Here is a 24,966-nt window from a genome sequence, read left to right as displayed (position 1 = left end):
CTAGCCATGCCCCAGCTTGCGGCCCAGCACCGCCGTGGCGCGGCCCATCAGGCCAAGGCGGGGCACATCGGCACCCGCCACCAGCGGGATGCGGATCTCGGCCAGGCCGGTATTGGCAATCACCATCTCGCCAAGCTGCTGGCCCGCCGTTACGGGGGCGGGCACGGGGCTGCGATAATCCATGCTCACATGCACCCGGTTCTGCCAGCCATGCGGCAGGGTGAGCGTGACATCACGCGTGGCCACCAGCGGCACGGTGGGTGCCTGCCCCAGCCACACCGGGGCATGGTCCACCACGGCGCCGTTATGGAGCAGGGTCGCGTTCTCGAAATTGACGAACGACCACTCGAACAGCCGCTCGCCCTCATTGGCGCGCGCGTTGCTGCTGGGCAGGCCGTTGATGGCCATGACCACGCGGTTGCCGCCACGCTCGGCGCTGGCGCACAGGCCGAAGCCACCGGCATCGGTATGGCCGGTCTTGAGCCCGTCGGCCACGCCCTTGACCACCAGCGCGTTGCGGTTCTCCTGCGATATCTTGTTGTAGCGGAAGCTCTTTTCCGAGAAGAAATGGTAGTATTCAGGGTAATCGTGGATCAGGTGCATGGCGATGGTCGCCACATCGCGCGCGGACATGTAATGCCCGTCCATCGGCCAGCCGGTTGCGTTGAGGAAATGGGTGTTGGTCATGCCCAGCTGGGCGGCCTGCGTGTTCATCAGGCTGACGAACTGGTCCTCTGAGCCTGCCACGCCTTCCGCCAGCACGATGCAGGCATCATTGCCGGACTGGATCACCATGCCCTGGATCAGGTCGGCCACGGCCACGGTACCATTGAGCGGCACGAACATCTTCGAGCCCTGCATGCGCCATGCCTTCTCGCTGACCGGCAGCATCTGCTCCAGCGTCAGCCTGCCTGCGCGCAGCATGCCGAACACGATATAGGCCGTCATCATCTTGGTCAGCGACGAGGGCGGCATGCGCTCGTCCGCCGCCTTCTCCAGTATCACCGCGCCGGTGGTGTAATCGACAATGCATGCCCAGCGCGCGATGGTATCGATCGGGCCGATGAGGCTGTTGGCGGGCGAGGATGCAACGACAGGCGCCGCCGCATCAACGGCGGCAGGACCGGCAGGGTGGCGGCGCCGGGCCGCGGGTGCGGCAAGCGCCGTGGAAGAGACAAGAAGGCTGGTGGCTCCAGCCAGAAGGAAACGTCGGGTGTGCATTGCGTCCTTGGTCCGGTAGGTGCCAGCCGCGCGCACGACTGGCGTGACGGGCGGCGTCACGTGATTTCGTTGCCGAGCAGGCCCACGGCCAGCGCATAGAAATCGGAAGGATTATAGCGACGGATCGCGGCGAAATTGCGATAGACCATGAAAGCCTCGCCCCCTGGCCCATCGGGGCGCAGCACCGCGCCGGTGGTGGCGGGGTCGGCAAAGGGCGCGCCACCCACCTGGCGGATGCCCATGGCCATCCACTCCGCATGGGTGCGGGTGTGGGTGCGCCCGAGTTCGGATTGCGCCACGCTGTCGGGCACGGTGATTTCCTGCCCCCAGCTTTCGCCCCCCACCCAGCCTGATCCCGCCAGGTAGTTGGCGATGGAGCCGAAGATGTCGGGCATGGAATGCCAGATGTCACGCCTGCCATCGCCATCGATATCCACGGCGTATTTGAGGTAGGCGCTGGGCATGAACTGCGGCTGGCCCATGGCGCCGGCGTAGCTGCCGGTCATGAGGTCTGGCGTGATGTCGCCCGCGTTGAGGATGGCGAGCGCGTGGAAGAGTTCATCATGGAAGAACTGCGCCCGCCTGCCTTCGAACGCCAGCGTGCACAGCGCATCGACCACCGTGAATTTGCCGGTCAGCGCGCCATAGGCCGATTCCAGCCCCCAGATGCCCATCACCGCCCCGGGCGAGACATTGTAGCGGGTGAGCACCTGCTGCTCGAGCACGCCGCGCTGGGCGGCGAAGGCCGCGCGCCCGTCACTGATCTTGCGCCCGCCAAGCACGCGGCTGCGGTACTCCGCCCAGGTGAGATGAAATTCCGGCTGGTTGCGGTCGCGCTGGATCACCTGCGCGTTGGGCGCCTGCAGGTCGAGCGCCCGGGTCACGGCTGGCGCGTTCAGTCCCTGCCGACTCGCCTCGCGCCGGATGGCGGCGAGGAAGCCTGCGTAATCCCCGCCAGCCGCTGGCGTGGCCGGGGGCTTGTGGCGTGCCGCCTGCGCGGGCAGCAGCCATGTGGCGCCCGCCCCGGCAAGGGAGGCGGCGGCGGCATGAAGGAGGCGACGACGTACGAGCATGTCAGATGCTGTGCCACGCCACCACGCCCGTTTCAATCTCTGACTTGCGCCAGCGCGCCCCTGGCGGGCAGCGCGATACATTATGCGACATAATTTCGCGTTTGTGACCATAGGCGAAGCATGCAACAAGAACGCCGGGCGCCGCCCCGCGTTGGGCGGATGGCCGATCTTTTTTACCTGCCCGCATGCCCTGCCCGCATGCCGGGCCGACCAGAAGGCATATTCTTGTCCAGCCACGGTTTACCACCCTGCCCGCCCCGCCCGGATGTGCAAAAGCGCGCTGCATGCCCGCGTCGCTAACAGTCTTCCTTGCCACGGCGGGCGCCTCGCCCCTGCTGCAGGCGCTGGCGATCATTGTCGGCACCTTCATACTGGAGGATGCGGCCACGATCCTGACCGCCATGCAGGTGCGCACCGGCCATGTGGCCCTGTGGGTGGCGCTGGTAGCACTTTATATCGGCATCGTGGTGGGTGACATGGGGCTGTATGGCATGGGCAGGCTGGCCGCCCTGTGGCCACCCGCGCGGCGGTGGATCACGCTGCCCGGCGGTGCGCGCGAGGGCAAGTGGTTCGACCGCAACGTGTTCCGCATCGTGTTCATCAGCCGCTTCATACCCGGCGCCCGCTTGCCGCTTTATACCGCATGTGGTTTCTTCCATGCCCGGTTCGGGCTGTTCTGCATTGCCGCCATAGCGGCCACGCTGATCTGGACAACCATGCTGTTCCTTGTCTCGCTCCAGGTGGGGCAGTTCCTGATCGACCATCTGGGAACATGGAAATGGGCGGGCATGGGCGGTTTTGTCCTGACCATCCTTCTGATAAGCCGCATGATCGCACGTTTGCAGGGTAACGAGACCAGATGACCGACACCACCACTACCGTGAACGCCCGGCCCGGGGCCCGGCCTGCTGCCCCCACGGTTTCCGCCTTCGAGTTCTGGCCCGGCTGGATCTTCTATACCCCCATCGTGCTGTACTGGATCATGCTCGGGCTGCGCTACCGCGATTTCAGCCTGCCCACCGCCGCCAACCCCCGCATCGAGACCGGCGGGCTGTGTGGCGAGAGCAAGAGCTCGATCCTGGACATGGCGGGCGATGAAGCGCGCAGATGGATCGCCCCCTACGCAGTGCTGACCACGGGCGAGAATGACACCGCCCGTGCGCTGGCCGCCATGGAGCAGGCAGGACTGTCCTTTCCCGTCGTGCTCAAGCCCGATGTGGGCTGCAACGGCACGGGCGTGCGCATCATGCGCGATGCCGGCAGCCTGCGCGAGGGGCTGGCCGCCTTTGGCCGCGGGGTTGCGGTCATGCTCCAGCACCTGATCCCCTACGGGCATGAGGTGGGCATATTCTACATCCGCCACCCGGATGAGGCGGAGGGGCGCATTACCTCGCTGACCTACAAGGAAGTGCCCTGCCTGACCGGCGATGGCCGGTCCACGGTGGAGGAGCTGCTGCATGCCGACCCGCGCACCCGCCTCGTGCCGCACATCTACATCCCCCGCCTCAGGCCGCGCCTGAACGAAGTGCCGCCCGCCGGGCAGTCATTGCCGCTGGTCTTTGCAGGCAATCACTGCAAGGGCTCGATCTTTCATGACTGCGCCACCGACATCACGCCCGCACTCACGGCGCGGGTGAATGCCATCATGCGCGATATTCCCGATTTTCATTTTGGCCGCATCGACGCCAAGGCCCTGAGCCTCGCCCATCTGCGCGAGGGCAAGGATTTCCAGATCATCGAGATCAACGGCGTGGGCTCCGAGGCCACCCATATCTGGGATGCGCGCACTACCCTGCGCGAGGCCTACGCCACGCAGTTCGAGCATTATGGCGAGACCTTCCGCATCGGTGCCAAGAAGCGCCGCGAAGGCTGGAAGAGCAGCGGCGCGATGGCCATGCTGCGCGCCTGGTTGCGCCAGCGCAAACTCATGGCCGCCTATCCGCTCAACGACTGAGCACATGCACGGCACACCGGCCCTATGGGCCTGTGGTTGTCAGCCCATGTTTTGAAATACATGATGGAATGTCTGGAACGCTGGCTTTTCCGGACAGCAGGCCGTCGCGCGGCAGGCCCGCCCGCATCAGACCATATGCGGGGCGTTCCACGCCTTTTCGGCCTGCGCGCGAAACCACGGGACCATGCGGCGGATGGCCTCCTCGATCAGGTCGGTCGACACGGCAAAGCTGAAGCGGATGAAATGCCGCCCGTCCACGGGGTCAAAATCGACGCCCGGCGCGGTGGTCACGCCCGTATCACGCAGCAGTTGCGTGCAGAAACCGATGCTGTCATCAGTCAGGTGGCGGATATCGGCATAGATGTAAAACGCGCCATCGGGCGGGGCGATATGGGTCAGCCCCATTTCAGGCAGGGCCTTGAGCAGCAGGTCACGATTGCGGCGGTAGGTGGCCAGGTGCCCATCCAGTTCCGCCTTGCAGTCAAACGCCACGAGGGCGGCATGCTGGCTCAGTGCTGCGGGCGTGAGGAACAGGTTGCCCATGCGCGCGCGGGCGGCCTCCACCTTTTCAGGCGGCACGACAAGCCAGCCCAGCCGCCACGGGGCCATGCTGAAATATTTTGAGAAACTGTTCACCACCAGCGCCTGCGGGTCATATTCCAGCACGCTGTGGGCAGGCTCACCGTAACTCAGGCCGTGATAGATCTCATCGGAGATGATGCGGATGCCGCGCGCGCGGCACACCGCGACAATGGCCTGCATCTCGCTGGCTGAAAGGATGGTGCCGGTCGGGTTGGCGGGGCTGGCCAGGATCAGCCCGTCAGGTGCCGGATCAAGGGCGGCGATGGCCTGCGCGCTGAGCTGGAAACGCTCGGCCTCGCCACATGCAATCTCGATCGGTTCCATGTGCAGTGCGCGCAGCACGTTGCGATAGGCCACGTAACCCGGCCGCGCCATGGCCACGCGCGCGCCGGGCACGAAGCTGACAGTCACGGCCAGCACCAGCGCAGGCGATGCGCCACAGGTCAGGATGACCTGATCGGGTGCCAGGGTGACGCCATAGCTATCGTGATAATGCCGGGCGATGCGGGCCTTGAGCGCCTGGCTTTCCCAATACCCCATGGGGTCGGTGGCGAGCACGTGCTGGGCGCGTTCGATCGCGGCGCGCGGCGCGCCGGTGGAAGGCTGGCCGAACTCCATATGGATGATGCTGCGCCCCTCGCCTGCCAGTTCATGCGCCAGCGCGCTGATGGTCATGGCGTGGAAAGGATCAATCCGGGGCACAGTCATCACGACCTCAAGACAGGAAATGCGGTTTCAGATGCAGCCTGCCATACAAGACAATATCGCACCATGTAAGGGCAGCCCTGCCACAACCATGGTGAACAACACGGGCGACACAGCCCCGGATCAGGTTCAGTTAGAACCCGGCAGGCGGCCGCGCCGCCGGATCAGGGCCCTGGCGGCTTCTGGCAGCAACCGGTCATAATCGTGGCTGAACGGTTCGGGCAGCACGCGCTCGAGGGCGGCAAGCAGTCCGTCAAAGGCCCATATCTGCGCATCAGAACCGGCAAAAGCCTGAAATTTTCCGTATTGGGGACGGTTCATTTCCCGCGATAGAATTTCAAACAGGATCAGCGCTTCTGCCCTGTCGAGTGTGATACAGACGCCCTCTTCCTGCTCCATTACCAATGAAACGCTCTTTTTTTCTCTGTTTTACAATATTACATAATAAAAATCATATAACCTACGCCTGTCGCGACAGGAGGCGTGTCAGCCCCCAGCGCCCTTACGAGACGACTTAATTGCCAGGCAGGCCGCCATTGCCAAAAATGTAGTTGCTTACCTGCTGCTCGAGGCTGAGCGGCTCGCGCGTATTTGTAATGACCGTTCCCGGCGCAATGCGGCCCGGCGCCTGCCCGGCCTCGACCATCAGGGCGGTATCAGCCGTGAGCGTGGGGCTACCGATTGAAATGACTGTATCTTCCGGTAGCAACACGGTGCGGTCGAGTGTAAACCCCACATTGGCCATGTAGGTGGCGGGATCGAGCGCAATGGAGGTGACGCGGCCCACCGGCACGCCATCCATGTCAACATCCGCGCCGACCTTCAGCCCATTGGCTGAAACAAAACGCGCCATGACGGGATAGCGATCATGTGATCCGCCGCTTTGCGAGGCCCGGGCGTAAATACAGAACCCGCCTGCCACCAGAAGGACAAGCCCGCTGCATATGATCGCCCCACTTCTCTGCCTTGCCATGCTGGCTCCCTGCCCGCCTGTGCGCCACACCATCCCGAAAGCTGCCGCAATGCGGTGCGAGGGGAATGCGGCGCAACACCTTGCCTTATCTTTTCATTCTACTGCGTCACGGACGGGGGGACAATGACACTCCTTCAGGCTATCATTATTGCCATCATTCAGGGGGCGACCGAACAGTTCCCCATCAGCAGCCTCGGGCATGCGGCCATCGTGCCGGCCATGCTGCACTGGCCACTCGACCTGCATGGGGAGATGTTCCTGCCCCTGCTGGTCATGCTCCACCTGGGCACCTGTGCCGCCCTTCTGGTCTTTTTCTGGCGTGACTGGGTTGCGCTGTTCACCGGCGCTGCGGGCCGCCATGGCGAGACGTGCCAGATGGACAGCATCCGCATCCTTGCCCTGCTGTGCGTGGCCACCGTGCCCGCCGTGCTGATTGGCGGGCTGTTCGAGCACGCCATCCGCAACCTGTTCGGCACGGCACGTTACGCCGCCGTTTTCCTTACCCTCAATGGCGTCATGCTGCTGGCCGTCGACCGCATGCGCGCGACCCTGCGCCACCACAACGACCGCCCGCTCGCAGCCCTCGGCTTTGGCGAGGCGCTGGTAATCGGGCTGTTCCAGTGCCTGGCCTTCTTCCCCGGCCTGTCGCGCTCGGGGGCGTGCATCGTGGGCGGGCTGCTGCGCGGGCTGTCGCATGAGAATGCGGCGCGCTTCTCCTTCCTCATGGCGCAGCCGGTCATTCTGGCCGCCACCGTGCTCGAGGCGCTGAAGCTGCGCCATGCCCCGCCCCAGCCCGAACAGATGCACATGGCCATCATTGCCGCCATCGTGGCGGGTGTCGTGGCGCTGGTGTGCACGGGCATCCTCATGCGCTACTTCCGCGACCATGAGGACTGGGCGCTGCGCCCGTTTGGCTGGTACTGCATGGGCGCTGGCGTGGTCGCGTTCCTCTACCTGTCGTTCTGAGCAGGCCGCATGGGGCGCTCAGCCATGGCCCTGGCCGCCATCGCTGAGCCCCATGCCACCACCACCCGCGCCATTGCGCGGGCCAAGATAGGCCCCCGGCGGCGGCCGCCTGACAGGCGGCGACAGCGATGCCGGGTCCGCCATCACATCCAGCCCTGATACCGATGCCACATGCGACAGGCGCTCACGCGGGAGCGCCTCGGGGCATTCATCACGCAGATAGGCGATGATCTGTTCGCGGATCTCGCAGCGCAGGTCCCAGCTCTGCATGGCCGAGCGCGCGCTGGCAATGACGCGCACGGTCATGACATGGGCATTGCAATCGGCCACCTGGACTGCGAATTCCTTGCCATCCCACAATGGTGCTGAATGCACGATCTCGCGCAGGCGCTCGCGGATGCGGTCCATCGGCGCGTTGAAATCAAGATGCAGGAACACCACCCCGATCAGCGCTGCCGAATTATGGGTCCAGTTCTGGAACGTGTTTTCAAGAAAATACGAGATCGGCACGATATGCCGCCGCCAGTCCCATACCCGCAGCACGACATAGGTGGAGGTGATTTCCTCCACCCAGGCCCAGTCGCCATTGATGATGATGAGGTCTTCCATGCGGATGGGCTGGGTCATGGCGATCTGCATGCCCGCGAACAGGTTGGTCAGCAGCGGACGGGCGGCCAGACCGACCACCAGCGACGCCGCACCGGCGGAGGCGAACAGGCTGAGGCCATACTGCCGCACCGGCTCGAAGGTCATGAGTGCGGCCCCTATGGTGAGCAGGCCGATCAGCAGGTCGCTCGTGCGGCGCAGCACGCGCACCTGGGTCATGTGGGTGCGCAGCAGGATGTCGTCCTTGTCGTCCTTGCCATTGATGCGCTTGAGATAGGCATCGGACAGGATGCGCGTGGCCACCACGGCGGCATAACCCAGCATGAGCACGAACAGCACCACCAGCGCGTGGGTGGTGGCCTGCATGATGTCATATGGCAGGCCCGACACCGGCAGCGCGGTGCCCACAAACACGATGACCAGCATGATGCGCACCGGGCGCTGCATGGCCATGGTGAACGAACGCACGAAGGCCCCGCGCTTCTGCCCCGGTATGCGCACGATGAGTTTCGTGATGAACCGGCTGAACATTTCCGCCACCAGCCCGGCCACACACAGCATGAGGATGGAGGACAGCAGTCCCGGCAGCCATCCGAACAGGTGCCTGATATGGGTCAGAAGTGTAAGGAATTCGGTTTTCACGAAGGATGCGCAGCCTTTTGCTGGTTGTTGCCGGTCAAGGGGTGAGCCTGCCTTAGTACCCCCTATCGGGTGGATGTGCCAAATCCGGGGCTTTTTTATGTGTTTTGAACCCGAACGCGAAAACACGGGTTGACTTGCCCCATAAGCGCGGGTATTCCGCACTCATCCTAACGCGATGGCGGTGTAGCTCAGCGGTAGAGCAGGGGAATCATAATCCCTTGGTCGGCGGTTCAAATCCGTCCACCGCTACCATCTGCGTTAGGATTGATTTCCAATGACTTAGCACAATGAGACGGCCCTTTAACGGAGCCGATGCTAGTCACTTGATTTCCCCCTTTTCAAAAACGCCAGTCACTCTCCCTTGCATCAAGCGCGCGGGCAGAGAACTTGGCAATGGCGTTGACGGCACGGGTTTTCTGCTCGGCATGGCGCACATAGACGCTCACCGATGCTGCCGTCGTGTGGCCCGTGATCGACATGATCTCCCGCTCCGTGCATCCCATCTCCGCCAGCCATGAGGCTGCTGTAGCACGCAGGCCGTGCCAGACGATGCCCTGCAGCCCTGCGCCCCGAATGGCCTTGCTTACAGCGGTCTGAAATGGTCCGAGTTCCCACGGTTTGGCTGTGGCGCCTGTCAGGATGGTCTGTGCCGTGCGCAGGATCAGTTCTCTCTCAAGGGCCGCCTTCAGCTCCGGGTGGCACGGGATCCATACCTTGGCGCCTGTTTTTTCCTGTACGACCTCAATGACATCACCGTCGAAGCTGCTCCAGGTCATGGCGATCAGGTCAGGCATTGCGCCATGCGCTGGATGAGCTCGAGCGCATGCGCGCCCGGTGCGCGGACTGCCCCCATGAATGCCCGCCCCATAACAAGGAAGGCGACGCATGACCTGCCTACAGTCGCTGATTTCGATGCCGATGCCGTGCCGGCCTGGACACTGATCCGCACCATGCCTGCCGAGGCGCGTGGCGTGGCGCATTCCCTGTTCGATACGCTCAAGGCCAACCGGATGGTAGTGATGTGCAGTGGCACGCACATGCGATCCGATGACGAGATCGCGGCTTTCATATGCGAAAGCCCGGCAACGCTGCCCCTGATCGAGCAATGGGGCTTCGCCGCGCGGGATGATGAGGGCGCGCTATATAGCCCCCACCTGCTGCAGCGCGAGATACGGCGGCAGGAGCGTGCGCGGAAGCGTGCCGAGCGTGAGGAGAACCTGCGCCGGTTCGAGGCTGCCCAGGCGGCGGGGATAATCCCGGCTGATGACACGCTGCGAGGCCACCATGCCAAGATCAATGGCGGTAGCGGCGGCCGACCGCGCAAGGGCGAGACGGCCGGGCAGGCGAAGATCCGCCGCGCGCAGGAAGCCGAGGCCGCACCCCCCAGCGCAACATCCCCCTCATGGTGTCCCTGCCCGCTCCGGCAGAAACCAAAAACCGAAACCTAAACCAAAACCGGTTTTCGGTTTCCGGGGGGGGCGGTTTCAGTTTTGGGTTCTGAGGTTTCCCTAGATATAGATAAAGATAAGGAAATTAATTCATCTATATCTGAATCTGCCGAAACCGGTTTTGCCCAGACCGAGGCCGTCATCGATGACGCCACCCTCGACCGGGCCGTGCGGGCCGTCATGGAAGCGGCGGGCTTCCCCAAAGACAGCACGCGGCGGCATACGGGCATTGTCCGCAAATGGCTGCAGGCTGGCATACCCGAGCCAGTGATCGTCCAGGCCGTCGCCGACCATACGGCCGCAATGCACCAGAACCGCGAAATACCGCAACATGCCGGCTGCTTCGACAAGCCGGTGCGGGCGGCATGGGCACAGCATCAGATCTCGGCAGACCTGCCCGAGCCAGCGCCATCGCCAGTCATGCAGGACTGGGAGAAACAGGCCCGCGCGGATCTGTTGAGGATCACCGGGCATGGTCTGCGCTGATGCAGGAACTGGGGGATTACGGCCGAGCCAAGCAGCAATGGGCCGATATGGCCGCCAAGCGCGGCCGCCCCACCACGGAACTGACCCTCGAGGCTTATCTGTCCGCCTACCGCCCGCAGGACGTAGCGGCATGAAAATGCGTTGACACAAGTCAGCGCGCGAGTTGATTACGCGGACTCGTGCCACGGGCTGGCGCTACCTGTTGACCATCAAAGGCCATATCTGCCTGACGCATGATTTTCACAGTGGTTTTTTAGAATTTCCACTCAGGCAGCAACCTCTGTCGGCACGCCTGCCACGCCGACAGGCACCACGACATGCCTGGACTGACCTGCAAGAAGTTCCATCGCTGCCAGACAGATCGCACTGAAGCCGCAGAAAAGACCTTCATATCCCGCTACAACCGTCAGCATCGGTTGTTCAAGGATTTCGGCACTGCCTAGCAGAACAAACAACAGCGTCAGGCTGGCGAACACTACCTGATGCATACGCGAGGCGTGTAGTGTACCGATCGTCATGATAGCGGTGAACAGGCCCCACATCAGCAGGTAACTGCCCATCAGGGCAGGCGAGGATGCAGGCGCAAGCCCCCAGTGCGGCAGGAACAGCAGCACGACAAGCGACAGCCAGAATGCGCCATAGGACATAAACGCTGTCATGCCGAAAGTATTGTTGTTCGCATATTCCATAAGGCCTGCGACAAACTGCGTTGCGCCCCCGAATACCAGCCCCATCGCAAGAATGGCCGCGCCCATTGGAACGATATGGGCGTTATGCAGGTTGAGCAGGACAGTCGTCATACCAAACCCCATCAGCCCTAGCGGGGCTGGATCTGCTTTAGTCGAATTGTGGGTCATGCCGCGTTTCCATTCCCTGGCAGATAAATCATGACAAAACATGTCACGAGCCAACGGGCACGGCATATTAAATTATGACTTAGTGTCTGACCAAAAATGATTTGAGTGATTTCAGCAGGTTATGATCCATGGGTTTGCGAGAACCTGATGAGATCAAGATGGCCTGAACTGAAATCACCCGCGCGCAGTATCAAAGGGACGACCTGGAGTATGCAAGCGACCTTCGCGATGCGGAGTGGGCGCTGATTGCGCCTCTGATGCCCGAGAGGAAACGACTGGGGAGACCACGACGTACGGATTTGCGCCGGGTCATGGAGGCAATCCTTTATATCGTCACTACGGGTTGCCAGTGGCGACAATTGCCTCGTAACTTTCCCGCTTTCACGACCGTGCAGGGTTATTTCTACCGTTGGATCCGCGAGGGACGATGGGAAGCGATGAACCATATTCTCGTGATCCTGTCGCGTGAGCAGGACGGGCGAGACGCCACGCCTTCGGTAGGCATTATTGACAGCCAGTCGGTTAAAACTGCCGAAAACGGCGGTCCACGCGGTTATGACGCGAGCAAGAAGATCAGGGGCCGCAAGCGGCATATCACGACCGACACGCAGGGTCATGTCGTGGCAGCCGTCGTGCATCCCGCCGACTTCAGGATCGTGACGGCGCGCCGCTGGTAGCGACCAGAATACGCTCATTATTCCCCTGGCTTCGCCACCTGATCGGTGACGGCGGGTATGCTGGCGAGAAGTTGCGTGATGCGCTGGCTGGACGCGGCCGATGGACGATCGAAATCGTCAAGCGTAGCGATCGGGCCGAAGGCTTCGTCGTCCTGCCCAAACGCTGGATCGTGGAGCGCAGCTTTGCATGGCTCGGACGCTGCCGTCGCCTCACGAAGGATGTCGAGGCAACTCTCGTCATCCTGCGCGTGGTTGATGATCGCCCATATCCGCAGAGTTCTGCAGAAAATCAATCAAACCACTTTCTGATTCAGGCTCTAAGAACCTGAAGGTCGAGGTCGTGGATAGTAAATGCGAGCCCAGTTCGGAAGTTTCCTCCGTCTATAAATGCAAGGCCACGCTGAAGAACCCGGCAGGTAATGTCAGTGAGGTCACCGTGCCGATGAAGAAGGTTGACGGCCACTGGGTTGCGCTGAACAATTAAAGAAATTATTTAAAATACATTATTCGTAAATAATGAAAAAATCGTGGGATTGAAAAACAATCCCGCGAAAATTTTTGGTTGCAGCGACCTGAAACAGGTTTAATATTACTGAAAATCAGGGGGCGCTTTACTGCTTACACTGTGCATTGATGTCATGCCCAATGCTTGACTCTCCCCGGCCCACAAAAATCTCCTTTACCGCGACATCGCGCATGGCATGCAGCCCCTCGGTGGCATATTTGCCATCGCAGTTGAACTTGCCGTTGAGAATATAGTCATCGGTTTCATGCTTCCTGAGCGCATCATGCCAGTTTGAATAGGCATTGAGGGCCGCTTCATCTACCACCGGGGCATAAACCTCGATATTCACGTAATCCTCGGCATGCGACCCCTGCTCCATCAGCCCGATATTGGGGTTAGCGGCATTGCCGCAGCTTTCAAGGCAGTCAGCCACAGGCCGGGCATTGCCGTTCAGCGCGGCGCTTACGTCGCCCATTGTCAGTTCGACCACCGAGGGGGTTGAATTCTGGATGAACGGTGTCAGCGGCACCGAGCAGGCCGGGGTCACCTTCAGCCCGTAGCCCTGAATCTGGTCGCCCTGTTCATAGGCTGTCAGTTCGCAGGCTTTTATCATGTAAGTATAGGCCGTGGTCTTGTCAGCATAGTGGTTCACATATTTGGCTGGCCCCGTCATCTGCTCAAGAAAGGGGCGCTGGATGCCCAGCATGTCCAACTGGAAGATGCGCAGCAGGGGCGGTGCGTTCGTATCGCTGCTCAGGGAGGGCTCGGGCGGGCGACTGGCCCAGCGCACGGCGCGCGAGACGCCAAGTTTCTCGACATGGAGCACTTCATCATCCGAAAGCGCACCCGTCTGGTCATCCCCGTAGGCCGCCTGCCAGGTTTTGATGGCCGTGCGCGTGCCATCGCCATAAATTCCATCGGCCTTGAGCATGGGAGAGGACGCATACCCGGCATTGATGAGCTTCTGTTGCAGGGCAATATGCAGGTCGATATCGCGCGCGGCTTCCTGCGCATAGGGGCCGCTGAGGGATTTTGCCCACTCGGCGGCCTGCTGCTCCGTTATCTTCACGTAGCATGAAGCAGCGCCCGCTGGCAGGACCGCGCCCGGCGTGCCCGCGGGCGGAATGGCGCACGTATTGCGCAAGGCCGTGTCATAGGCAACGGCCTGCGCCTTGATGGCCGCATAGGCCCCCGCCCCCTCCTGCCCGCGATGGGCATAGAACACTTTTTCAAGGTCCAGTTCCGCTTTTGCCATGACCGGATCGGCACAGAGCGCCGTGGCCAGAACATCGGCCCCGTCAGGCCGGGGGCAGACAAAGCCGGGGTGGTAGGCCGGGGCGGCAAGAGCCGGTGCCCAAAGGAGCATGACGGGCAGAAAACTGCCACCCAACCAGCCAGGAACACGCATGGGGAAACCTTTTCTTGTGAAAGATCAGACAGCAATGAAAAAACTGTCCATACAATTAAGTCCGGCCAACAGGCCCTCATGCAGGCGAAACTGCATCCATTCCCCCTCAATTCATGCATTAAATGTCTGTCAGGTATGCATTAATCGTTGCATTCCTCCATGCGCCGTGCTTTTGTCTGGCATGCGTTTAACGCAGCATTGCTCTGTAAATCTTTTAGGGGAGATGTGACATGGATCGTTTCAAGACAATGCTCCGCGGTCGCACCAACATGCTGCTTGGCCAGCTCAAGCAGGAAATTGGCTATGCCACTGGCCTGCGGCGGCTGGAGCGCCAGGGCATCGCACAGGAAATGCGTGGCTTTTCGCAAACGGCGCGCCTGCACCGCATGGCCAGCATGGACCAGCCCGAACAGGGCTGAAAGCCTGCCCGGCATCTGTCATAGCAAACGCATAACCGCATCGCGTGCAGGGTGGTTGCCGGAAAACCGGCAACCCGTACCATGGCCTGTTCCCTTAATTCTTGCAGGAAATTGATGGCCATGAGCAAAGACCAGATTATCGACATGCCTTTCACCACAGACGCCATGAAAGCGGCGATCGAACGGCGCATCATCCAGTCCCCCCAGCTTTCCGATACTGACAAGCATGAGCTGAGCGTGATCCTCGCGCGGCTTGATGCGCAGGGCCTTGCAACACTCGTCGAGACCGTTCTCGGCCATGCCATTGAATCCGGTTCCGAAATCCTGCCCTACCTCAAGCGCCTCGGCGAGAAGGGCTGAACCCCTACGGCGCGGCGGCAGCAGCCTGCCGCGCATGCCATAAGGCATCGAGCCGGGCATGCAGGCGGGGATCGCTGGCATAGATGTAAAGCCCCCTCACCCCACGCGTCATGAGCACGTTGATGGAATTGAGGATGATCCGCGCCATGACCGCAGGCGGGTTCTCCACCCCGTCGCGCCCGGTAAAGGCGGCGCGGTCCTCGTAGCGGGCAGGGTCGATCACGATCCGGTCGGTGGCCGGGTCATAGGTTACGGACGGGCCAAGGATCACGCCCGCATAATTCAGGTCAAATCCCTGGATGGTATAGACCGAGCCCACCTCATCAATCGTATCCGCCCGTTCCGCCCAGGGCAGGCGGGCCTGCGGCATCGCGCGGTCCCAGCGCAGGTGAAAGCGCCCCTCGGTAATGAAATGGTCCTGCCCGTTCAGGGTGTAGGGATAATCGTAGGTGGCCAGCATGCGGCACAGCCCGTACTGCGCATTGCGCTGGCATATGGCTTCGTACAGAGCCTGCGCGTCATCATAAATACGAAAATCAAAGGGCTGCGGCGCCGGTAGCGCGCGCAGCTCGCCATCACGCAGGGCGCGGATCCAGTCCATCACATCCGCATGGGCGTGCATGCGGAACTGCTGGTCCAGCCTGCGGATCACGACCGGATAGCCCGCAACCAGCGCGCGCAGGCGTTCATCAGTCCACAGGCTCTTGAACTTGAGCACCTGCCTTGCATCGAACACGATCACCACGATGCGGGCATGGCGGATGATCTCGGCAAGCTGGTTGTCCTGCCTAAAGCGGTTATAGGGGTCGCTGCGGGTCAGCAGCAGATGGGCCTCATCCACCAGCACGATATCGGCCCGCCCCCCGTGATCCGCCATCTGGTTGATGAAGGTGGTCGGCCGCTCGAAATCCTTCTTGCGCAGGCAGGGCTGGGATTCGGAAATGTTGCGGTACAGCTTGATCATTTCCGGGTGGTTGACCAGCAGGGCGTTATGCGTGCCATGCAGCGGGTCGGCCGCATCCCGCCCGCGTGCTGCCTGCTGGATGGCGGTGAACAGCGTGTTGAGCAGCAGGCTCTTGCCCGTGCCCGCATCGCCCTCGATCACGAACAGCGCATGCGCATCGGCCGTGTGGGCGCGGCAGAAGGCCAGCACTTCATCCATCAGCGCCTGTTGCGGGCCGGTCAGCCCTACGGTGGGGGCCAGACGGGTCAGGGCGCTATCGGGCGCGGGGGGGACGGGCGTTTGCATATGGGTTTCCGTAAAGGGCCTGCCCATGCCGAACAGGACAAAGCTGATATGTAAAATACGACGTGAGGTCATGCATCCTATAAGTTATAACGCGCCCTTACGCGCACATTGCGCGCCACGTTAACAGGATAGCCTGAACCATGACCGACAAACCCACCGCCGCCGCCCGCGAACACATGCACAAGCTTGCAGCCCGTGGCCTGAAGGAGCCCAAGCTGCTGCAGAAGGAAGAGGTGATCGCCCTCGCCCAGCATGTTGCCAAGGAGCATGGCCGCGCCTCGGGCACCGAGCACGAGATCGCCAAGAAGGCCGAGCACAACCCCGAGGGCGTGAGCGCAGCCGAGATCCAGGCCCTGTGCGCCCACGTGACCGGCGAGCGCACCGCACGCTGAAGCAGGCTGCATGACCACGAAAAAACAGGGGGAAACCCCTGTTTTTTTATGTACGGCAAAGACTGCTGCGTTCCTGTTCATTTTAGAATGATAAAAACCATTCGGACTAATCGACTTGTTAAAAAGGTTCATCAATCATACATTTATAACATAATCGTGAGAAAATTTGATTGCCTTTTCCAAGTGCTTCCGTTCCAGCCTGCTCATGCTGCCCGTGCTCGCACTGGCTGCCTGTAGCAGCGGCGCGCCCTCCAAAAGTGAGGTCCAGCAGACATTCGCCGCCGCCATGAAAATGCATTACATGGAAGCCAATGGCATTACGGATGCCACTCTATCCCATTGAGGAAAAGCTGCCCAAGGTCACCGTTACGGACAGCAGCTGCGATGATAAAGCAGTCGATGGCGTCTATGTCTGCAAGCTCGATCTGCAGCATAATGACGAGAAAAACGAAATGCCGTTGCACTTCAAGAAGGTCGACGGCACATGGACCATACTGGATAAATAACCCGAGCGGGCCAGGACGCAGGCGGCTATCCTGCGTTTAGTTGCCATGCGTCCGGCCCTGCACGCACGGAGGTGATGAAGGTTCCTGCCTTCTTCCCTGCCCCGCAACAGCCTCGCGGCAGGCTGCCGGCGGCCTCCCTGCGTTACGCAGAACCAGCGGCACCGGCCTTGCTGTTACTTACCATCGCATCTTGCTGCCCGTGCGCTCAAGCAGGCTGCTGACATAGGCCAGCAGCATCAGGCCGCCCAGAAACAGCCCCCAGACCAGCGCAAAGCAGCCCAGCCCCGCCAGCACCATGGCAGCCATATGCCATGGCGTAAGGGTTATGCCGCACACGAAATGCCCTGCCCCCAGCGCAATCAGCACCCAGAGCAGGAGCCATAATCGGGCCATGACCCGCTTTCTCCCTGTCATCTGGAGCGCGTTGTGCGCCACAAGGCCGCTGCCCCGCAAGCCCTGCCCGCATGGGTTCGGCTTTGCGCGTTGCATGGCCGCACGCTATGACAACATGCCTGCCCCGGGCCAGGCGCGCCATCGTGGCACGGGCCAGCCCGCGTTCACGCAGGCCTGAACGCTTCTGCATATGGGGAAACAGACTTATTCGCACTACAGGACCGGACCAGAGCAGAAATAAGGAGTAATTTCCGCCGCATGACCACCCGCACGCGTTTCCCCATCTATTCCGTAACCGAACGGGCGGCCGACCTTGCGGTCCACATCATCGGCGTCGTGGGGCTTGGCTATGGCGTGTTGTGGCTGCTGCGCACGGCCATGCTGGCGCATTCGGGCCTCGCGGCGGGTGTGACCATGCTGTACTGCGGCGGCATACTGGGCACCTGCCTGTCATCGGCGGCCTATAATTTCTGCCCGCCCTGCCGCCTCAAGGGCGGATTGCAGCGCATTGACCAGTCCATCATCTTCGTGGCCATTGCCGCAACCTATACGCCCTTCATCGTGCTCGGCGGGCAGGGGCGCGCCAGCCTGTGGTTCTGCGCGGTGCTGTGGGCCATGGCGGCGGCGGGCATCGTGGCCAAGATGTGCTTCTTCACCTGGTCACGCCGGTTTCATGTGGTGCCTTACCTGTGCGTGGCGTGGGTTTTCTTCCTGTGTCCTGACCCGCAGGTCTGGATGCTGCCCAGCCCGACCTTCTTCCTCATCGTGCTGGGGCTGTTCTTCTTCAGCATCGGGGTGGTGTTCTACATGCGCGAGAACATGCCATTTTCCAACGTGCTTTGGCACGTGATGGTGGTGCTTGGCGCAGGCACCCACATGACCGCGGTGGGCTGCATGCTGCTGCACTACAGCCACGGGCCGATGCGCGGGTTCTAGCGCAATTCCACTTCACCAGTTCGAATGTGTCGATTCAAACCGGATCTGCTCTAGCGCCCGATGCGGCGGAGCGGCAGGCCCGCCTCGAGGTGCTGCTCGATCACCTCCAGCGGCACGTCGCGCGTTTCGGGCACCAGCAGCACGGTAAACAGCATGAAGCCGATATTCATCACGCTGAACCCGGCAAAGGTCCATCCCGCCCCCATCGCCGCGACAATGGTGAGAAAGGTGTTGCTCACCGCCCAGTCCATGCCCCAGTTGGCCAGCGTGGAGCACGCCACGCCAAAGTCACGCCCCGCGATGGGCTGGATCTCGGAGCACAGGGTCCACACCAGCGGTCCCGCCCCCATGCCAAAGCCCGCCACAAACACCAGCAGGGCCGCCACAAGGCTCAGCGTGGCCCCCAGCCCCTGCAGGTGCATCCCCTCGATGACGGCGGCACAGCCCAGCGCACAGGCCATGATGACGCAGCTTGACACCAGCAGCGGCCTGCGCCCCCAGCGTGAGACCATAAAGATGGCCGCGATGCCCACCACCGCATTGACCAGCCCGACCAGCACCGTGGCCCATGCGGCGGCGGTGGTGCCAAAATGCGCGCCTTCCAGAATCTTGGGGGCGTAATACATCACCACGTTGATGCCGGTGAGCTGCTGCATGATCTGCAGCCCGATGCCCAGCGCCACCGAGCGGCGGAAATACGGCTTGGCCCGCAGCAGGGCAAAGCCGCTTACGGCCTTGCCCGCGCCCAGTTCGTGGCGGATGCTGTCAAGCTCCCGGTCGGCCTCGGCCTCATCGCCACGCAGGTCGCGCAGCACCTTGCGCGCCTCCTCAAAGCGCCCGCGCGCCGCAAGCCATGACGGGCTGGAGGGCAGCAGCGCGCATGCGGCAAACAGCGCCATGGCGGGCACAACCGGCAGCCCCACCATAAGCCGCCAGTGCCCTCCGCCCGCAAACAGGCCGCCCGCCAGGTAGCCCAGCAGGATGCCGCAGGACTGGAGCATGGAAAAGGTGGAGACCATGGTGCCACGCATCTTGCCCGTGGTCAGTTCCGATATGTAGAGCGGCGCGGTAAAGGTGCAGATGCCAATCGCCGCCCCGATCAGGAACCGCCCGAGCAGGATCTGCCCGATCAGCCCGGCCGTTGCGCAAAGCAGCGCGCCTGCCCCGATGAGCAGCGTGGCCGCGCCCAGCGCCAGCCTGCGGCCGAAGCGGCGCGAGAACACCCCCGCCCCGAGCGAGCCGAGCAGCGCCCCGATCATCAGCACCGACACGATCCATTCCTGCGCGCGCGCACTTGCGTGAAAGTCGTGGCCGATAAAGCCCAGCGCCTCGGCAATCAGCCCGGTATCAAGCCCTACGAGCAGCCCGGCCATGGCCGTGGTCAGCGCCGCGCGCACCCCCGTGGCACCCGGCGGCGAGGCCTGCGGCGGGCATGGCGTGGCGATGGGCGAAGATACAGGCTGTGACACGTGAGTTGATCCCCTGCGCTGCGGCGCCATCGGGATCGAGCGCGCCGCCTGTCCTTCCTTCATAGGCGATGCAACAGGCCCTGATCCATGATGCAACCCCGGATCAGGGTGGATTATGGGCCATCATTTTCGCGTATGCGGCGCGCCGTGTTACGCATGCCGGCCCCACACCGCACAAAGACCCTGCCCCATGACCGTGCCAGTGCCAGTGCCAGCCCCTGCTGCCGCCCCCCGCTTCCTGCCCGGTGAGAAGCTGGCCCTTGGCCTGTGCTTCATATTCCTGTTGTGGGCCAACTGGGTCACGCCGCTCTGGGCCGATGATTACTGCCGCACCATTCCCTTCAGCCCGCGCATGATCTTCCATATCGTGTGGGGCAACTATTTTTTCTGGACCGGGCGGTGGTTCATCACCCTCGTCACTTTTTTCGTCCTCGACCTGCACCGTTATGGCTCGCTGGCCGCGTTTGCGGTGGTGAATGCGGGGGTGTTCGTGTTTCTGATGCATGTGGTGGTGCATATGTGCAGGCACGAGGCCGGGCACCAACCCGGGCCTTCGGCGCGCACCGGATTTGCGCAGTGCCTGCTGGTTTTTCTCATGTTGTGGTGGCTGCCACGCACCATTGCCGAGGTCGCCTTATGGAAAACCGGCGCCATTGGCTACCTGTGGGCGGTTACGGGCGAGATGTGGATCCTCTCACGGGTGCTGGCGGGGCGCACGCGCATGAACGTGGCGCAGTACGGCGCGGTGTTCCTGATCGCCACGGCCATGGAATCGATTTCGCTGCTGATGGCGCTGTTCCTGCTGGGGTGGGCTGCATGGGCATGGAAAAACAGCCGCCCGGCCCCCTGGGCGCTGGCAGGCAGCCACGCGCTGGGCACGTTCACACTGGGCATCGCACCAGGCAATTACATGCGCGCGCGCTTTATGACGCCCAGCACGCTGCCCGACCGGCTTGACGGGCTGATTGGCAACCTGGGCAGCCTGTTCGACCCCTTCTGGGTGCCATTCGTGCTGCTGATCGGCATCGGCCTGTTTGTGGGCAGGCGGCAACTGTGTTTTCCCGCCTGCCTGCGCTGCGGGCGGGGCTGGATGTTTGCCGCGCTGGCACTGGCCTACATGCTGCTGCTGCTCATTTTCCCCCGTGAGGCGCTGGCAGCCCGCGTGTCCTATCCCGCCAGCGTCTTGCTGGTATGCTATCTGGCCTGCCTGCTGTTTTCATGCCCGGTGGGCGCGGTTTTCCGCAAGGTCATGGCGGTGACCTGCGCGGGGCTTGCGGTCATGCACCTGGCCATTGTCATCCCTGACCTGACGCTGCTGGCCCGCATCAGCCATGACTGGGCGGTGAGCACGCGCGCACAGGTGGCGCGTGACCAGCCGGTCGTGCTGCACAAGGTGACCATGGGGCCACGGCACAAGCTGCTTTACGTGCACAAGGACATCATCTTCGTTGGCATCAACCCCGACCCGCGTAACCAGCTGACCATGTGTTACGCCTGGGCCATGGGGGCATCCTCCGTCAGGGCGGTACCCTGACGGCGCATGGCATGCAGCATTATTCGCTGCTGCCATTGGTGGGCGGCGGGGGCGGCGCGCCATTGCCGCCGGGCTGGCCGCCTTCGGGCTGCTGCTGGTTCTGCTGCGCCCCTTCCCGCTCGGCCTTGCGGGCATTGTGCCGGCGCACCATGCCCGCGGCACAGCCTGCCGCGGCACCGCCCTTGCCATGACCGCTGCCAACAAAGTGCCCGGCCACCCCGCCAGCCACGGCACCCTTGACGCAGCCGCCCGGCTCGGCATGGGCTGCAACCGGCAGGGCGAGTGCTGCCGTGGTGGCGAGGGCGAGTGCGGTAAGCCTTGAAAACATCGGATATCCCATCTGGTCTGTGTCTGATCAAAGCAACGGGAGCGTGAGCGTGAAGTTCCCCGCCACAGATGATACGGCCCCTGTGATGGCCATGCGCCAAATCAAGGGCCAGGAAGGGAACGGCAGTCATGCAGGGGGCATGGTTGCCAGCGCGGGGGTCCTATTCCATCGTGACGCATCACGTAACGGAGAGAATTCCATGAGCAAAGAACCGAGCGACATCATCCACGCAGCCCTGATCCACGCCGCCGCCACCCTTACGGCCGCCAAGAAGGACGTGATGGAAAAGGCATCCCCCGATGAGGTGAAGAAGCACTTCAAGACCTTCCTGCACGCCATTGAAAGCGGCTGGCGCGAGCATGAGGCGGCTGATCACCACCATTCCTGATCCTGCGCACACGATCACGCCAAAGGGGACGGCGCATTAAATGCCCGCCCCTTTTTTGTTCAGCGCGGCGGGACCGGGCTGGCGTTCAGCCACGCGTCTCGTCGGGCGCCGGTGTGGGCAGGCCTGCACGCTGTCCTAACAATCCGGCCCGTTGGGCCAACTGAAACAATGCCTGCCCCCTGAAACTGGACATGATCATCACGAACAGGCTGACAGGCCCGATCATATTCTCAAGCGCATGGGCACGCCCAGGCGACAGGTTGTGCGCAAACCATAGATACAGCCCGGCCCTGATGAAAAAATACAGTGCCCATATCCAGCTATAGAGCCGGAAAAATGCCCTGAGGTCATGGCGCTCCGGGGGAAAGGGCGCGCCGCGACGCTGCTCGGCAATTTCCTGCACGATCGGCCTGCGGCCCGAAGCCCCCAGGGCAAACACCACAGCAAAAACCAAACTGGCAGGAATGGGTTCATACGCCGCAGGCAGCCAGACCACGACAATCAGATCCGTAATGGCCAGAACCAGAGCCAGCCCATTGAACAGCCACCACACCCGGGGAAAACCCAGGCCACAATACCAACGCCGCAGCCCGTCGCCTGCCATGAACACGATCACGGCGAGGGTGGCATACGGCGCCAGGCCCAACGCACCCATAACCCATGACAGGATCAGGCCACCTGCATCAAGGGCAATCGTGGCCAAGGCCGATGGGCGCTTCATCGGGATTTTTCCAGATCAAGAAAGACATCAGGCACGAAACTGCCATGAAACCCGTCAGGCACGCGCTGCGGAAGGATGACAGCGGCAACCGGGCCATCGGCCACATGACCGGCATCGAACACGACCAGTTTTGATCCCGCCCATTCCGGTCGCCAGACCGTGCTCATAAGCCACCCATCATCAATCGGCGCATCATCTCCGCGCGGCACGAACACCGGTTCGGACACAGAAGCCGACAGGCCAAAATCAAACTGGTCGATCGCCCTGCGCGACAGATCAAGGCGCGTGATGGCCTGAAAACCCACCTGTTCCACCCCGCTACGACTGGCATAATAAATCTGGTCGTAAGGCCTGCCCGCATGGCGGTCATCAATGCGGGGAAACTCGCCCCCCATGTCATGCAGGCGTTCAACGCGCACGGGGTCGCGCCCCTCAAGCGCCACGCTCCAGCGGCATGGGCGTGCAGGCGCGGCTTTGACACGCACACCGCCTGGCGTAGGAAACAAAGGCGGCACATCATAGACAAACAGATCAAGGAACAGCCGGTCGTGCCCTTCCCACGCATTGGCGATATGAAACGCATAGACCGGTGGTGCTTCATGCCAGCGCACCTCGCTCCCATACGCACCGCGCCGCAGCACGGCAAGATGACCACCTAGCCCCGGCTGCCAGGCAAATCCAAGGGCATCACCCTCATCCAACCCAGGCGCTGCCGCCAGTGGCAGCACCGGCAGCGCGATATGCCGCGCCGTTACCGCCGCATCATGCACCATGCTGCAAAAAGGGGCCTCAAAACAGGTCTCCCAGCCAAGGTGACCGCGGGCATCAAGACTGCCACACCGGATCGTGCGCGTGTGCCGGCCTTCAGCGGCGTAAGCAAAAAACACGAGCGCCCCGGTGGCAGGGTCATGTTTGGGGTGGGCGGTGAAGCGACCGGTCATGCAGCCATGACCATGAAAGGCAAGCGTATCCGGGCCCAGCAGAACCGGCGCATGCGCCTCTTCCAGCGCCATCAACGTGCCAGCGTGGGCGATGACATGCGTATTGGCTTTTCCCAGCTGTGGGGTGAGGTTCACCTGCGGCATGACCCAGCGGTTGCGATAGATGGCCTGCCCACCCCCAAGCGAGATGGCATGGATCATGCCCTGCCCCAAAAACCAGTGCTGGCTGGCTTCGCCCGGCCGTGGGTTGGGGCCGTTGCGATACAGCGTGCCCTGCAGCCCGGGCGGCAGCCTGCCCTCGATGGGAAGGCAGGCTGCATCGATCTCCCGATAGACCGGATTGCGGTTATTCAGCATGGCTCCCCCTTAACTTTACGGTGTAAAGCGTGGCAGGGGCAGAGAATGGTCGTCAAGTAATTTTTACAATGTAAAGTCAGGTGGGGGCATCACATGAAGACAAAAGAAAAAGGCCGCTATCATCACGGAGACCTGCAAGCCACCCTGTTACGCTCGGCGCGGGTTCTGCTGGAGCGGGACGGTATTGCAGCGCTGAAGCTCAGGGCCATCACCCGGCATGCCGGTGTTTCCGCCACGGCGGCGGCTCCCTATTTTGGCAATCTGGCCGGACTGTTAAGCGTCCTGGCAGCACAAGGTTTTGACGAACTGACTGAAGCAATGTCACCACCACACGCCCCCTCGGCGCGTGATGTGGGGCTGGCCTACATCCGTTTTGCCATTGCCAATCCGGGCCTGTTCACCCTCATGTTTCGCAGCGATGCCATCAATCGCACTGACGCGCACCTTGTAACGGCATCAGAGCGGGCCTTCAGGCGGCTGGCCGCCCTGCCGGGGCCAGGGGAATCAGGCACAACCCAGGCAGCCACCATGGCGGCCCGTTGGGGAAAAGCGCATGGACTGGCCGTACTCGCAATAGACGGACTGCTGCTGTCCCTCACCAACAATGGCGACACCTGCATGACGCTAGATCAACTGGTCAACGAAGCCTTTCGCTGAAAGACTGTTTGAAAAGTCAGCCCAGAAAATATCCAGAGATCATAAGGAAGTTTTTGGTGAAGCTTTTTTCAAAAAGCTTCGAAGAACACCGCCTTTTAAAAAAAAGGCGGCACCCAAAAACTTTTATCATTTTTTATCAATGAGTTGTTTTTAAATAATCTCTGATGCAGACCCTGCCTGTTGCATTGCTTGCCAGCACTGCGACTGCCTTGG

General features: G+C 62.1%; 31 protein-coding genes, 1 tRNA gene and 1 pseudogene. 18 read left to right on the top strand and 15 right to left on the bottom strand.

What is annotated here, in order from left to right; translation table 11 throughout:
- Positions 1-1,281, bottom strand: a complete 1,281-nt coding sequence (locus OQZ28_RS11955) for a D-alanyl-D-alanine carboxypeptidase family protein (RefSeq protein WP_458136270.1) — start codon at positions 1,279-1,281, stop codon at positions 1-3.
- Entirely contained in the window at positions 1,278-2,294 is a 1,017-nt protein-coding gene (locus OQZ28_RS11950; protein ID WP_458136269.1) for a lytic murein transglycosylase, read from the bottom strand. Before OQZ28_RS11950 ends, OQZ28_RS11955 begins: the two co-directional genes overlap by 4 nt.
- A gap of 284 nt (positions 2,295-2,578) precedes the next feature.
- Between OQZ28_RS11950 and OQZ28_RS11945 the strand changes: the two genes are divergently transcribed.
- Together OQZ28_RS11945 and OQZ28_RS11940 are read left to right on the top strand one after the other, a co-directional pair.
- Positions 2,579-3,157 carry a DedA family protein gene (locus OQZ28_RS11945; RefSeq protein WP_458136268.1) on the top strand — a complete coding sequence of 193 codons (579 nt, stop codon included), beginning with the start codon at positions 2,579-2,581 and terminating at the stop codon, positions 3,155-3,157.
- Positions 3,154-4,248, top strand: a complete 1,095-nt coding sequence (locus OQZ28_RS11940; RefSeq protein WP_458136267.1) for a D-alanine--D-alanine ligase — start codon at positions 3,154-3,156, stop codon at positions 4,246-4,248. Before OQZ28_RS11945 ends, OQZ28_RS11940 begins: the two co-directional genes overlap by 4 nt.
- A 126-nt stretch (positions 4,249-4,374) precedes the next feature.
- Here the strand turns inward: OQZ28_RS11940 and OQZ28_RS11935 are convergent, their stop codons facing one another.
- From OQZ28_RS11935 to OQZ28_RS11925, 3 genes are all read right to left on the bottom strand, one after another.
- Positions 4,375-5,538 (bottom strand): pyridoxal phosphate-dependent aminotransferase, encoded by a 1,164-nt coding sequence (locus OQZ28_RS11935; RefSeq protein WP_458136266.1) that lies wholly within the window; start codon positions 5,536-5,538, stop codon positions 4,375-4,377.
- Positions 5,539-5,664: 126 nt separating this feature from the next.
- Positions 5,665-5,934, bottom strand: coding sequence for a hypothetical protein (locus tag OQZ28_RS11930; protein ID WP_458136265.1), 270 nt, complete (start codon positions 5,932-5,934; stop codon positions 5,665-5,667).
- Between the two features lie 115 nt (positions 5,935-6,049).
- On the bottom strand, positions 6,050-6,508 hold the full coding sequence (locus tag OQZ28_RS11925; RefSeq protein ID WP_130731727.1) for an MlaD family protein: 459 nt from the start codon (positions 6,506-6,508) through the stop codon (positions 6,050-6,052).
- 123 nt (positions 6,509-6,631) lie between these two features.
- On the opposite strand from OQZ28_RS11925, the gene OQZ28_RS11920 reads away from it, so the two are divergent.
- Complete coding sequence (locus OQZ28_RS11920) at positions 6,632-7,474, top strand: undecaprenyl-diphosphate phosphatase (protein ID WP_130731726.1); 843 nt, start codon at positions 6,632-6,634, stop codon at positions 7,472-7,474.
- A gap of 18 nt (positions 7,475-7,492) precedes the next feature.
- On the opposite strand, the gene OQZ28_RS11915 is transcribed toward OQZ28_RS11920, so the two are convergent.
- Positions 7,493-8,722 (bottom strand): mechanosensitive ion channel family protein, encoded by a 1,230-nt coding sequence (locus OQZ28_RS11915; RefSeq protein WP_130731725.1) that lies wholly within the window; start codon positions 8,720-8,722, stop codon positions 7,493-7,495.
- Between the two features lie 177 nt (positions 8,723-8,899).
- Between OQZ28_RS11915 and OQZ28_RS11910 the strand changes: the two genes are divergently transcribed.
- A tRNA-Met gene (locus tag OQZ28_RS11910) sits at positions 8,900-8,974 on the top strand.
- A gap of 86 nt (positions 8,975-9,060) precedes the next feature.
- On the opposite strand, the gene OQZ28_RS11905 is transcribed toward OQZ28_RS11910, so the two are convergent.
- On the bottom strand, positions 9,061-9,516 hold the full coding sequence (locus tag OQZ28_RS11905) for a tyrosine-type recombinase/integrase (protein WP_458136264.1): 456 nt from the start codon (positions 9,514-9,516) through the stop codon (positions 9,061-9,063).
- A gap of 6 nt (positions 9,517-9,522) precedes the next feature.
- Between OQZ28_RS11905 and OQZ28_RS11900 the strand changes: the two genes are divergently transcribed.
- The 3 genes from OQZ28_RS11900 to OQZ28_RS11890 are packed head-to-tail and all read left to right on the top strand — an operon-like array spanning position 9,523 to position 10,790.
- Complete coding sequence (locus OQZ28_RS11900; RefSeq protein ID WP_458136263.1) at positions 9,523-10,170, top strand: hypothetical protein; 648 nt, start codon at positions 9,523-9,525, stop codon at positions 10,168-10,170.
- Positions 10,171-10,212: 42 nt separating this feature from the next.
- Positions 10,213-10,656, top strand: a complete 444-nt coding sequence (locus tag OQZ28_RS11895) for a hypothetical protein (protein WP_458136262.1) — start codon at positions 10,213-10,215, stop codon at positions 10,654-10,656.
- Positions 10,656-10,790: a hypothetical protein gene (locus OQZ28_RS11890; RefSeq protein ID WP_458136261.1), complete on the top strand. Its 135-nt coding sequence runs from the start codon at positions 10,656-10,658 to the stop codon at positions 10,788-10,790. The genes OQZ28_RS11895 and OQZ28_RS11890 overlap by 1 nt, the downstream gene beginning before the upstream one ends.
- Positions 10,791-10,922: 132 nt before the next feature.
- Here the strand turns inward: OQZ28_RS11890 and OQZ28_RS11885 are convergent, their stop codons facing one another.
- Complete coding sequence (locus OQZ28_RS11885; protein WP_458136260.1) at positions 10,923-11,513, bottom strand: acetate uptake transporter; 591 nt, start codon at positions 11,511-11,513, stop codon at positions 10,923-10,925.
- 173 nt (positions 11,514-11,686) lie between these two features.
- Between OQZ28_RS11885 and OQZ28_RS11880 the strand changes: the two are divergent.
- Positions 11,687-12,499: pseudogene (locus OQZ28_RS11880) on the top strand (IS5 family transposase).
- Positions 12,500-12,801: 302 nt separating this feature from the next.
- On the opposite strand, the gene OQZ28_RS11875 reads toward OQZ28_RS11880, so the two are convergent.
- Positions 12,802-14,061 (bottom strand): peptidoglycan-binding domain-containing protein, encoded by a 1,260-nt coding sequence (locus OQZ28_RS11875; RefSeq protein WP_458136259.1) that lies wholly within the window; start codon positions 14,059-14,061, stop codon positions 12,802-12,804.
- Between the two features lie 272 nt (positions 14,062-14,333).
- Between OQZ28_RS11875 and OQZ28_RS11870 the strand changes: the two genes are divergently transcribed.
- Both OQZ28_RS11870 and OQZ28_RS11865 read left to right on the top strand, forming a co-directional pair.
- The gene (locus OQZ28_RS11870) at positions 14,334-14,522 is read left to right on the top strand and encodes a CsbD family protein (RefSeq protein WP_110570241.1); all 189 of its coding nucleotides are present in this window, start codon (positions 14,334-14,336) and stop codon (positions 14,520-14,522) included.
- Positions 14,523-14,642: 120 nt separating this feature from the next.
- The gene (locus OQZ28_RS11865) at positions 14,643-14,882 is read left to right on the top strand and encodes a hypothetical protein (protein WP_207303469.1); all 240 of its coding nucleotides are present in this window, start codon (positions 14,643-14,645) and stop codon (positions 14,880-14,882) included.
- Positions 14,883-14,886: 4 nt separating this feature from the next.
- Here the strand turns inward: OQZ28_RS11865 and OQZ28_RS11860 are convergent, their stop codons facing one another.
- Positions 14,887-16,131, bottom strand: coding sequence for a DUF2075 domain-containing protein (locus tag OQZ28_RS11860; RefSeq protein WP_458136258.1), 1,245 nt, complete (start codon positions 16,129-16,131; stop codon positions 14,887-14,889).
- A 140-nt stretch (positions 16,132-16,271) separates the two neighbouring features.
- Between OQZ28_RS11860 and OQZ28_RS11855 the strand changes: the two genes are divergently transcribed.
- The 3 genes from OQZ28_RS11855 to OQZ28_RS11845 all read left to right on the top strand — a co-directional run bounded on the left by OQZ28_RS11855 (position 16,272) and on the right by OQZ28_RS11845 (position 17,029).
- A complete protein-coding gene (locus OQZ28_RS11855; protein ID WP_458136257.1) occupies positions 16,272-16,523 on the top strand; it encodes a hypothetical protein in 252 nt (83 codons plus the stop codon).
- Between the two features lie 166 nt (positions 16,524-16,689).
- Positions 16,690-16,866: a hypothetical protein gene (locus tag OQZ28_RS11850; protein ID WP_458136256.1), complete on the top strand. Its 177-nt coding sequence runs from the start codon at positions 16,690-16,692 to the stop codon at positions 16,864-16,866.
- Entirely contained in the window at positions 16,847-17,029 is a 183-nt protein-coding gene (locus OQZ28_RS11845) for a hypothetical protein (RefSeq protein ID WP_458136255.1), read from the top strand. The genes OQZ28_RS11850 and OQZ28_RS11845 overlap by 20 nt, the downstream gene beginning before the upstream one ends.
- A gap of 177 nt (positions 17,030-17,206) precedes the next feature.
- Here the strand turns inward: OQZ28_RS11845 and OQZ28_RS11840 are convergent, their stop codons facing one another.
- Positions 17,207-17,422 carry a hypothetical protein gene (locus OQZ28_RS11840; RefSeq protein WP_458136254.1) on the bottom strand — a complete coding sequence of 72 codons (216 nt, stop codon included), beginning with the start codon at positions 17,420-17,422 and terminating at the stop codon, positions 17,207-17,209.
- Here OQZ28_RS11840 and OQZ28_RS11835 point away from each other — a divergent pair.
- Both OQZ28_RS11835 and trhA read left to right on the top strand, forming a co-directional pair.
- Positions 17,421-17,600, top strand: a complete 180-nt coding sequence (locus OQZ28_RS11835; RefSeq protein ID WP_458136253.1) for a hypothetical protein — start codon at positions 17,421-17,423, stop codon at positions 17,598-17,600. The two genes, OQZ28_RS11840 and OQZ28_RS11835, sit on opposite strands and share 2 nt — an antisense overlap.
- Positions 17,601-17,680: 80 nt before the next feature.
- Complete coding sequence (gene trhA / locus OQZ28_RS11830) at positions 17,681-18,358, top strand: PAQR family membrane homeostasis protein TrhA (RefSeq protein ID WP_458136252.1); 678 nt, start codon at positions 17,681-17,683, stop codon at positions 18,356-18,358.
- Between the two features lie 50 nt (positions 18,359-18,408).
- Here trhA and OQZ28_RS11825 read toward each other — a convergent pair whose 3' ends face one another.
- Complete coding sequence (locus OQZ28_RS11825) at positions 18,409-19,803, bottom strand: sugar porter family MFS transporter (protein ID WP_458136293.1); 1,395 nt, start codon at positions 19,801-19,803, stop codon at positions 18,409-18,411.
- Between the two features lie 214 nt (positions 19,804-20,017).
- Here OQZ28_RS11825 and OQZ28_RS11820 point away from each other — a divergent pair, with 214 nt between their 5' ends.
- Positions 20,018-21,361, top strand: a complete 1,344-nt coding sequence (locus OQZ28_RS11820; protein WP_458136251.1) for a DUF6056 family protein — start codon at positions 20,018-20,020, stop codon at positions 21,359-21,361.
- A 19-nt stretch (positions 21,362-21,380) separates the two neighbouring features.
- Here OQZ28_RS11820 and OQZ28_RS11815 read toward each other — a convergent pair whose 3' ends face one another.
- Positions 21,381-21,689: a hypothetical protein gene (locus tag OQZ28_RS11815; RefSeq protein ID WP_130731668.1), complete on the bottom strand. Its 309-nt coding sequence runs from the start codon at positions 21,687-21,689 to the stop codon at positions 21,381-21,383.
- A 199-nt stretch (positions 21,690-21,888) separates the two neighbouring features.
- On the opposite strand from OQZ28_RS11815, the gene OQZ28_RS11810 reads away from it, so the two are divergent.
- Entirely contained in the window at positions 21,889-22,077 is a 189-nt protein-coding gene (locus tag OQZ28_RS11810) for a hypothetical protein (protein WP_130731669.1), read from the top strand.
- Positions 22,078-22,162: 85 nt separating this feature from the next.
- On the opposite strand, the gene OQZ28_RS11805 is transcribed toward OQZ28_RS11810, so the two are convergent.
- Both OQZ28_RS11805 and OQZ28_RS11800 read right to left on the bottom strand, forming a co-directional pair.
- Complete coding sequence (locus tag OQZ28_RS11805) at positions 22,163-22,798, bottom strand: hypothetical protein (RefSeq protein WP_458136250.1); 636 nt, start codon at positions 22,796-22,798, stop codon at positions 22,163-22,165.
- Positions 22,795-24,096 (bottom strand): carotenoid oxygenase family protein, encoded by a 1,302-nt coding sequence (locus OQZ28_RS11800; protein ID WP_458136249.1) that lies wholly within the window; start codon positions 24,094-24,096, stop codon positions 22,795-22,797. Before OQZ28_RS11800 ends, OQZ28_RS11805 begins: the two co-directional genes overlap by 4 nt.
- A gap of 93 nt (positions 24,097-24,189) precedes the next feature.
- On the opposite strand from OQZ28_RS11800, the gene OQZ28_RS11795 reads away from it, so the two are divergent.
- On the top strand, positions 24,190-24,753 hold the full coding sequence (locus OQZ28_RS11795; RefSeq protein ID WP_130731672.1) for a TetR/AcrR family transcriptional regulator: 564 nt from the start codon (positions 24,190-24,192) through the stop codon (positions 24,751-24,753).
- Positions 24,754-24,966 lie beyond the last annotated feature (213 nt).

Source organism: Komagataeibacter sp. NFXK3 (genome assembly GCF_054182245.1).
The sequence above is the reverse complement of the archived record's forward strand: the minus strand, read 5'-3'. Positions and strand labels throughout refer to the sequence as shown.

Coding starts and splice junctions, on each gene's coding strand:
- OQZ28_RS11950 (WP_458136269.1), bottom strand. CDS start 2,294: ATGCTCGTACGTCGTCGCCTCCTTCATGCCGCCGCCGCCTCCCTTGCC.
- OQZ28_RS11945 (WP_458136268.1), top strand. CDS start 2,579: ATGCCCGCGTCGCTAACAGTCTTCCTTGCCACGGCGGGCGCCTCGCCC.
- OQZ28_RS11940 (WP_458136267.1), top strand. CDS start 3,154: ATGACCGACACCACCACTACCGTGAACGCCCGGCCCGGGGCCCGGCCT.
- OQZ28_RS11935 (WP_458136266.1), bottom strand. CDS start 5,538: ATGACTGTGCCCCGGATTGATCCTTTCCACGCCATGACCATCAGCGCG.
- OQZ28_RS11930 (WP_458136265.1), bottom strand. CDS start 5,934: ATGGAGCAGGAAGAGGGCGTCTGTATCACACTCGACAGGGCAGAAGCG.
- OQZ28_RS11925 (WP_130731727.1), bottom strand. CDS start 6,508: ATGGCAAGGCAGAGAAGTGGGGCGATCATATGCAGCGGGCTTGTCCTT.
- OQZ28_RS11920 (WP_130731726.1), top strand. CDS start 6,632: ATGACACTCCTTCAGGCTATCATTATTGCCATCATTCAGGGGGCGACC.
- OQZ28_RS11905 (WP_458136264.1), bottom strand. CDS start 9,516: ATGCCTGACCTGATCGCCATGACCTGGAGCAGCTTCGACGGTGATGTC.
- OQZ28_RS11900 (WP_458136263.1), top strand. CDS start 9,523: ATGCGCTGGATGAGCTCGAGCGCATGCGCGCCCGGTGCGCGGACTGCC.
- OQZ28_RS11890 (WP_458136261.1), top strand. CDS start 10,656: ATGCAGGAACTGGGGGATTACGGCCGAGCCAAGCAGCAATGGGCCGAT.
- OQZ28_RS11885 (WP_458136260.1), bottom strand. CDS start 11,513: ATGACCCACAATTCGACTAAAGCAGATCCAGCCCCGCTAGGGCTGATG.
- OQZ28_RS11875 (WP_458136259.1), bottom strand. CDS start 14,061: ATGCTCCTTTGGGCACCGGCTCTTGCCGCCCCGGCCTACCACCCCGGC.
- OQZ28_RS11870 (WP_110570241.1), top strand. CDS start 14,334: ATGGATCGTTTCAAGACAATGCTCCGCGGTCGCACCAACATGCTGCTT.
- OQZ28_RS11865 (WP_207303469.1), top strand. CDS start 14,643: ATGAGCAAAGACCAGATTATCGACATGCCTTTCACCACAGACGCCATG.
- OQZ28_RS11860 (WP_458136258.1), bottom strand. CDS start 16,131: ATGCAAACGCCCGTCCCCCCCGCGCCCGATAGCGCCCTGACCCGTCTG.
- OQZ28_RS11855 (WP_458136257.1), top strand. CDS start 16,272: ATGACCGACAAACCCACCGCCGCCGCCCGCGAACACATGCACAAGCTT.
- OQZ28_RS11845 (WP_458136255.1), top strand. CDS start 16,847: ATGCCACTCTATCCCATTGAGGAAAAGCTGCCCAAGGTCACCGTTACG.
- OQZ28_RS11835 (WP_458136253.1), top strand. CDS start 17,421: ATGACCCGCTTTCTCCCTGTCATCTGGAGCGCGTTGTGCGCCACAAGG.
- OQZ28_RS11840 (WP_458136254.1), bottom strand. CDS start 17,422: ATGGCCCGATTATGGCTCCTGCTCTGGGTGCTGATTGCGCTGGGGGCA.
- trhA (WP_458136252.1), top strand. CDS start 17,681: ATGACCACCCGCACGCGTTTCCCCATCTATTCCGTAACCGAACGGGCG.
- OQZ28_RS11820 (WP_458136251.1), top strand. CDS start 20,018: ATGACCGTGCCAGTGCCAGTGCCAGCCCCTGCTGCCGCCCCCCGCTTC.
- OQZ28_RS11815 (WP_130731668.1), bottom strand. CDS start 21,689: ATGTTTTCAAGGCTTACCGCACTCGCCCTCGCCACCACGGCAGCACTC.
- OQZ28_RS11810 (WP_130731669.1), top strand. CDS start 21,889: ATGAGCAAAGAACCGAGCGACATCATCCACGCAGCCCTGATCCACGCC.
- OQZ28_RS11805 (WP_458136250.1), bottom strand. CDS start 22,798: ATGAAGCGCCCATCGGCCTTGGCCACGATTGCCCTTGATGCAGGTGGC.
- OQZ28_RS11800 (WP_458136249.1), bottom strand. CDS start 24,096: ATGCTGAATAACCGCAATCCGGTCTATCGGGAGATCGATGCAGCCTGC.
- OQZ28_RS11795 (WP_130731672.1), top strand. CDS start 24,190: ATGAAGACAAAAGAAAAAGGCCGCTATCATCACGGAGACCTGCAAGCC.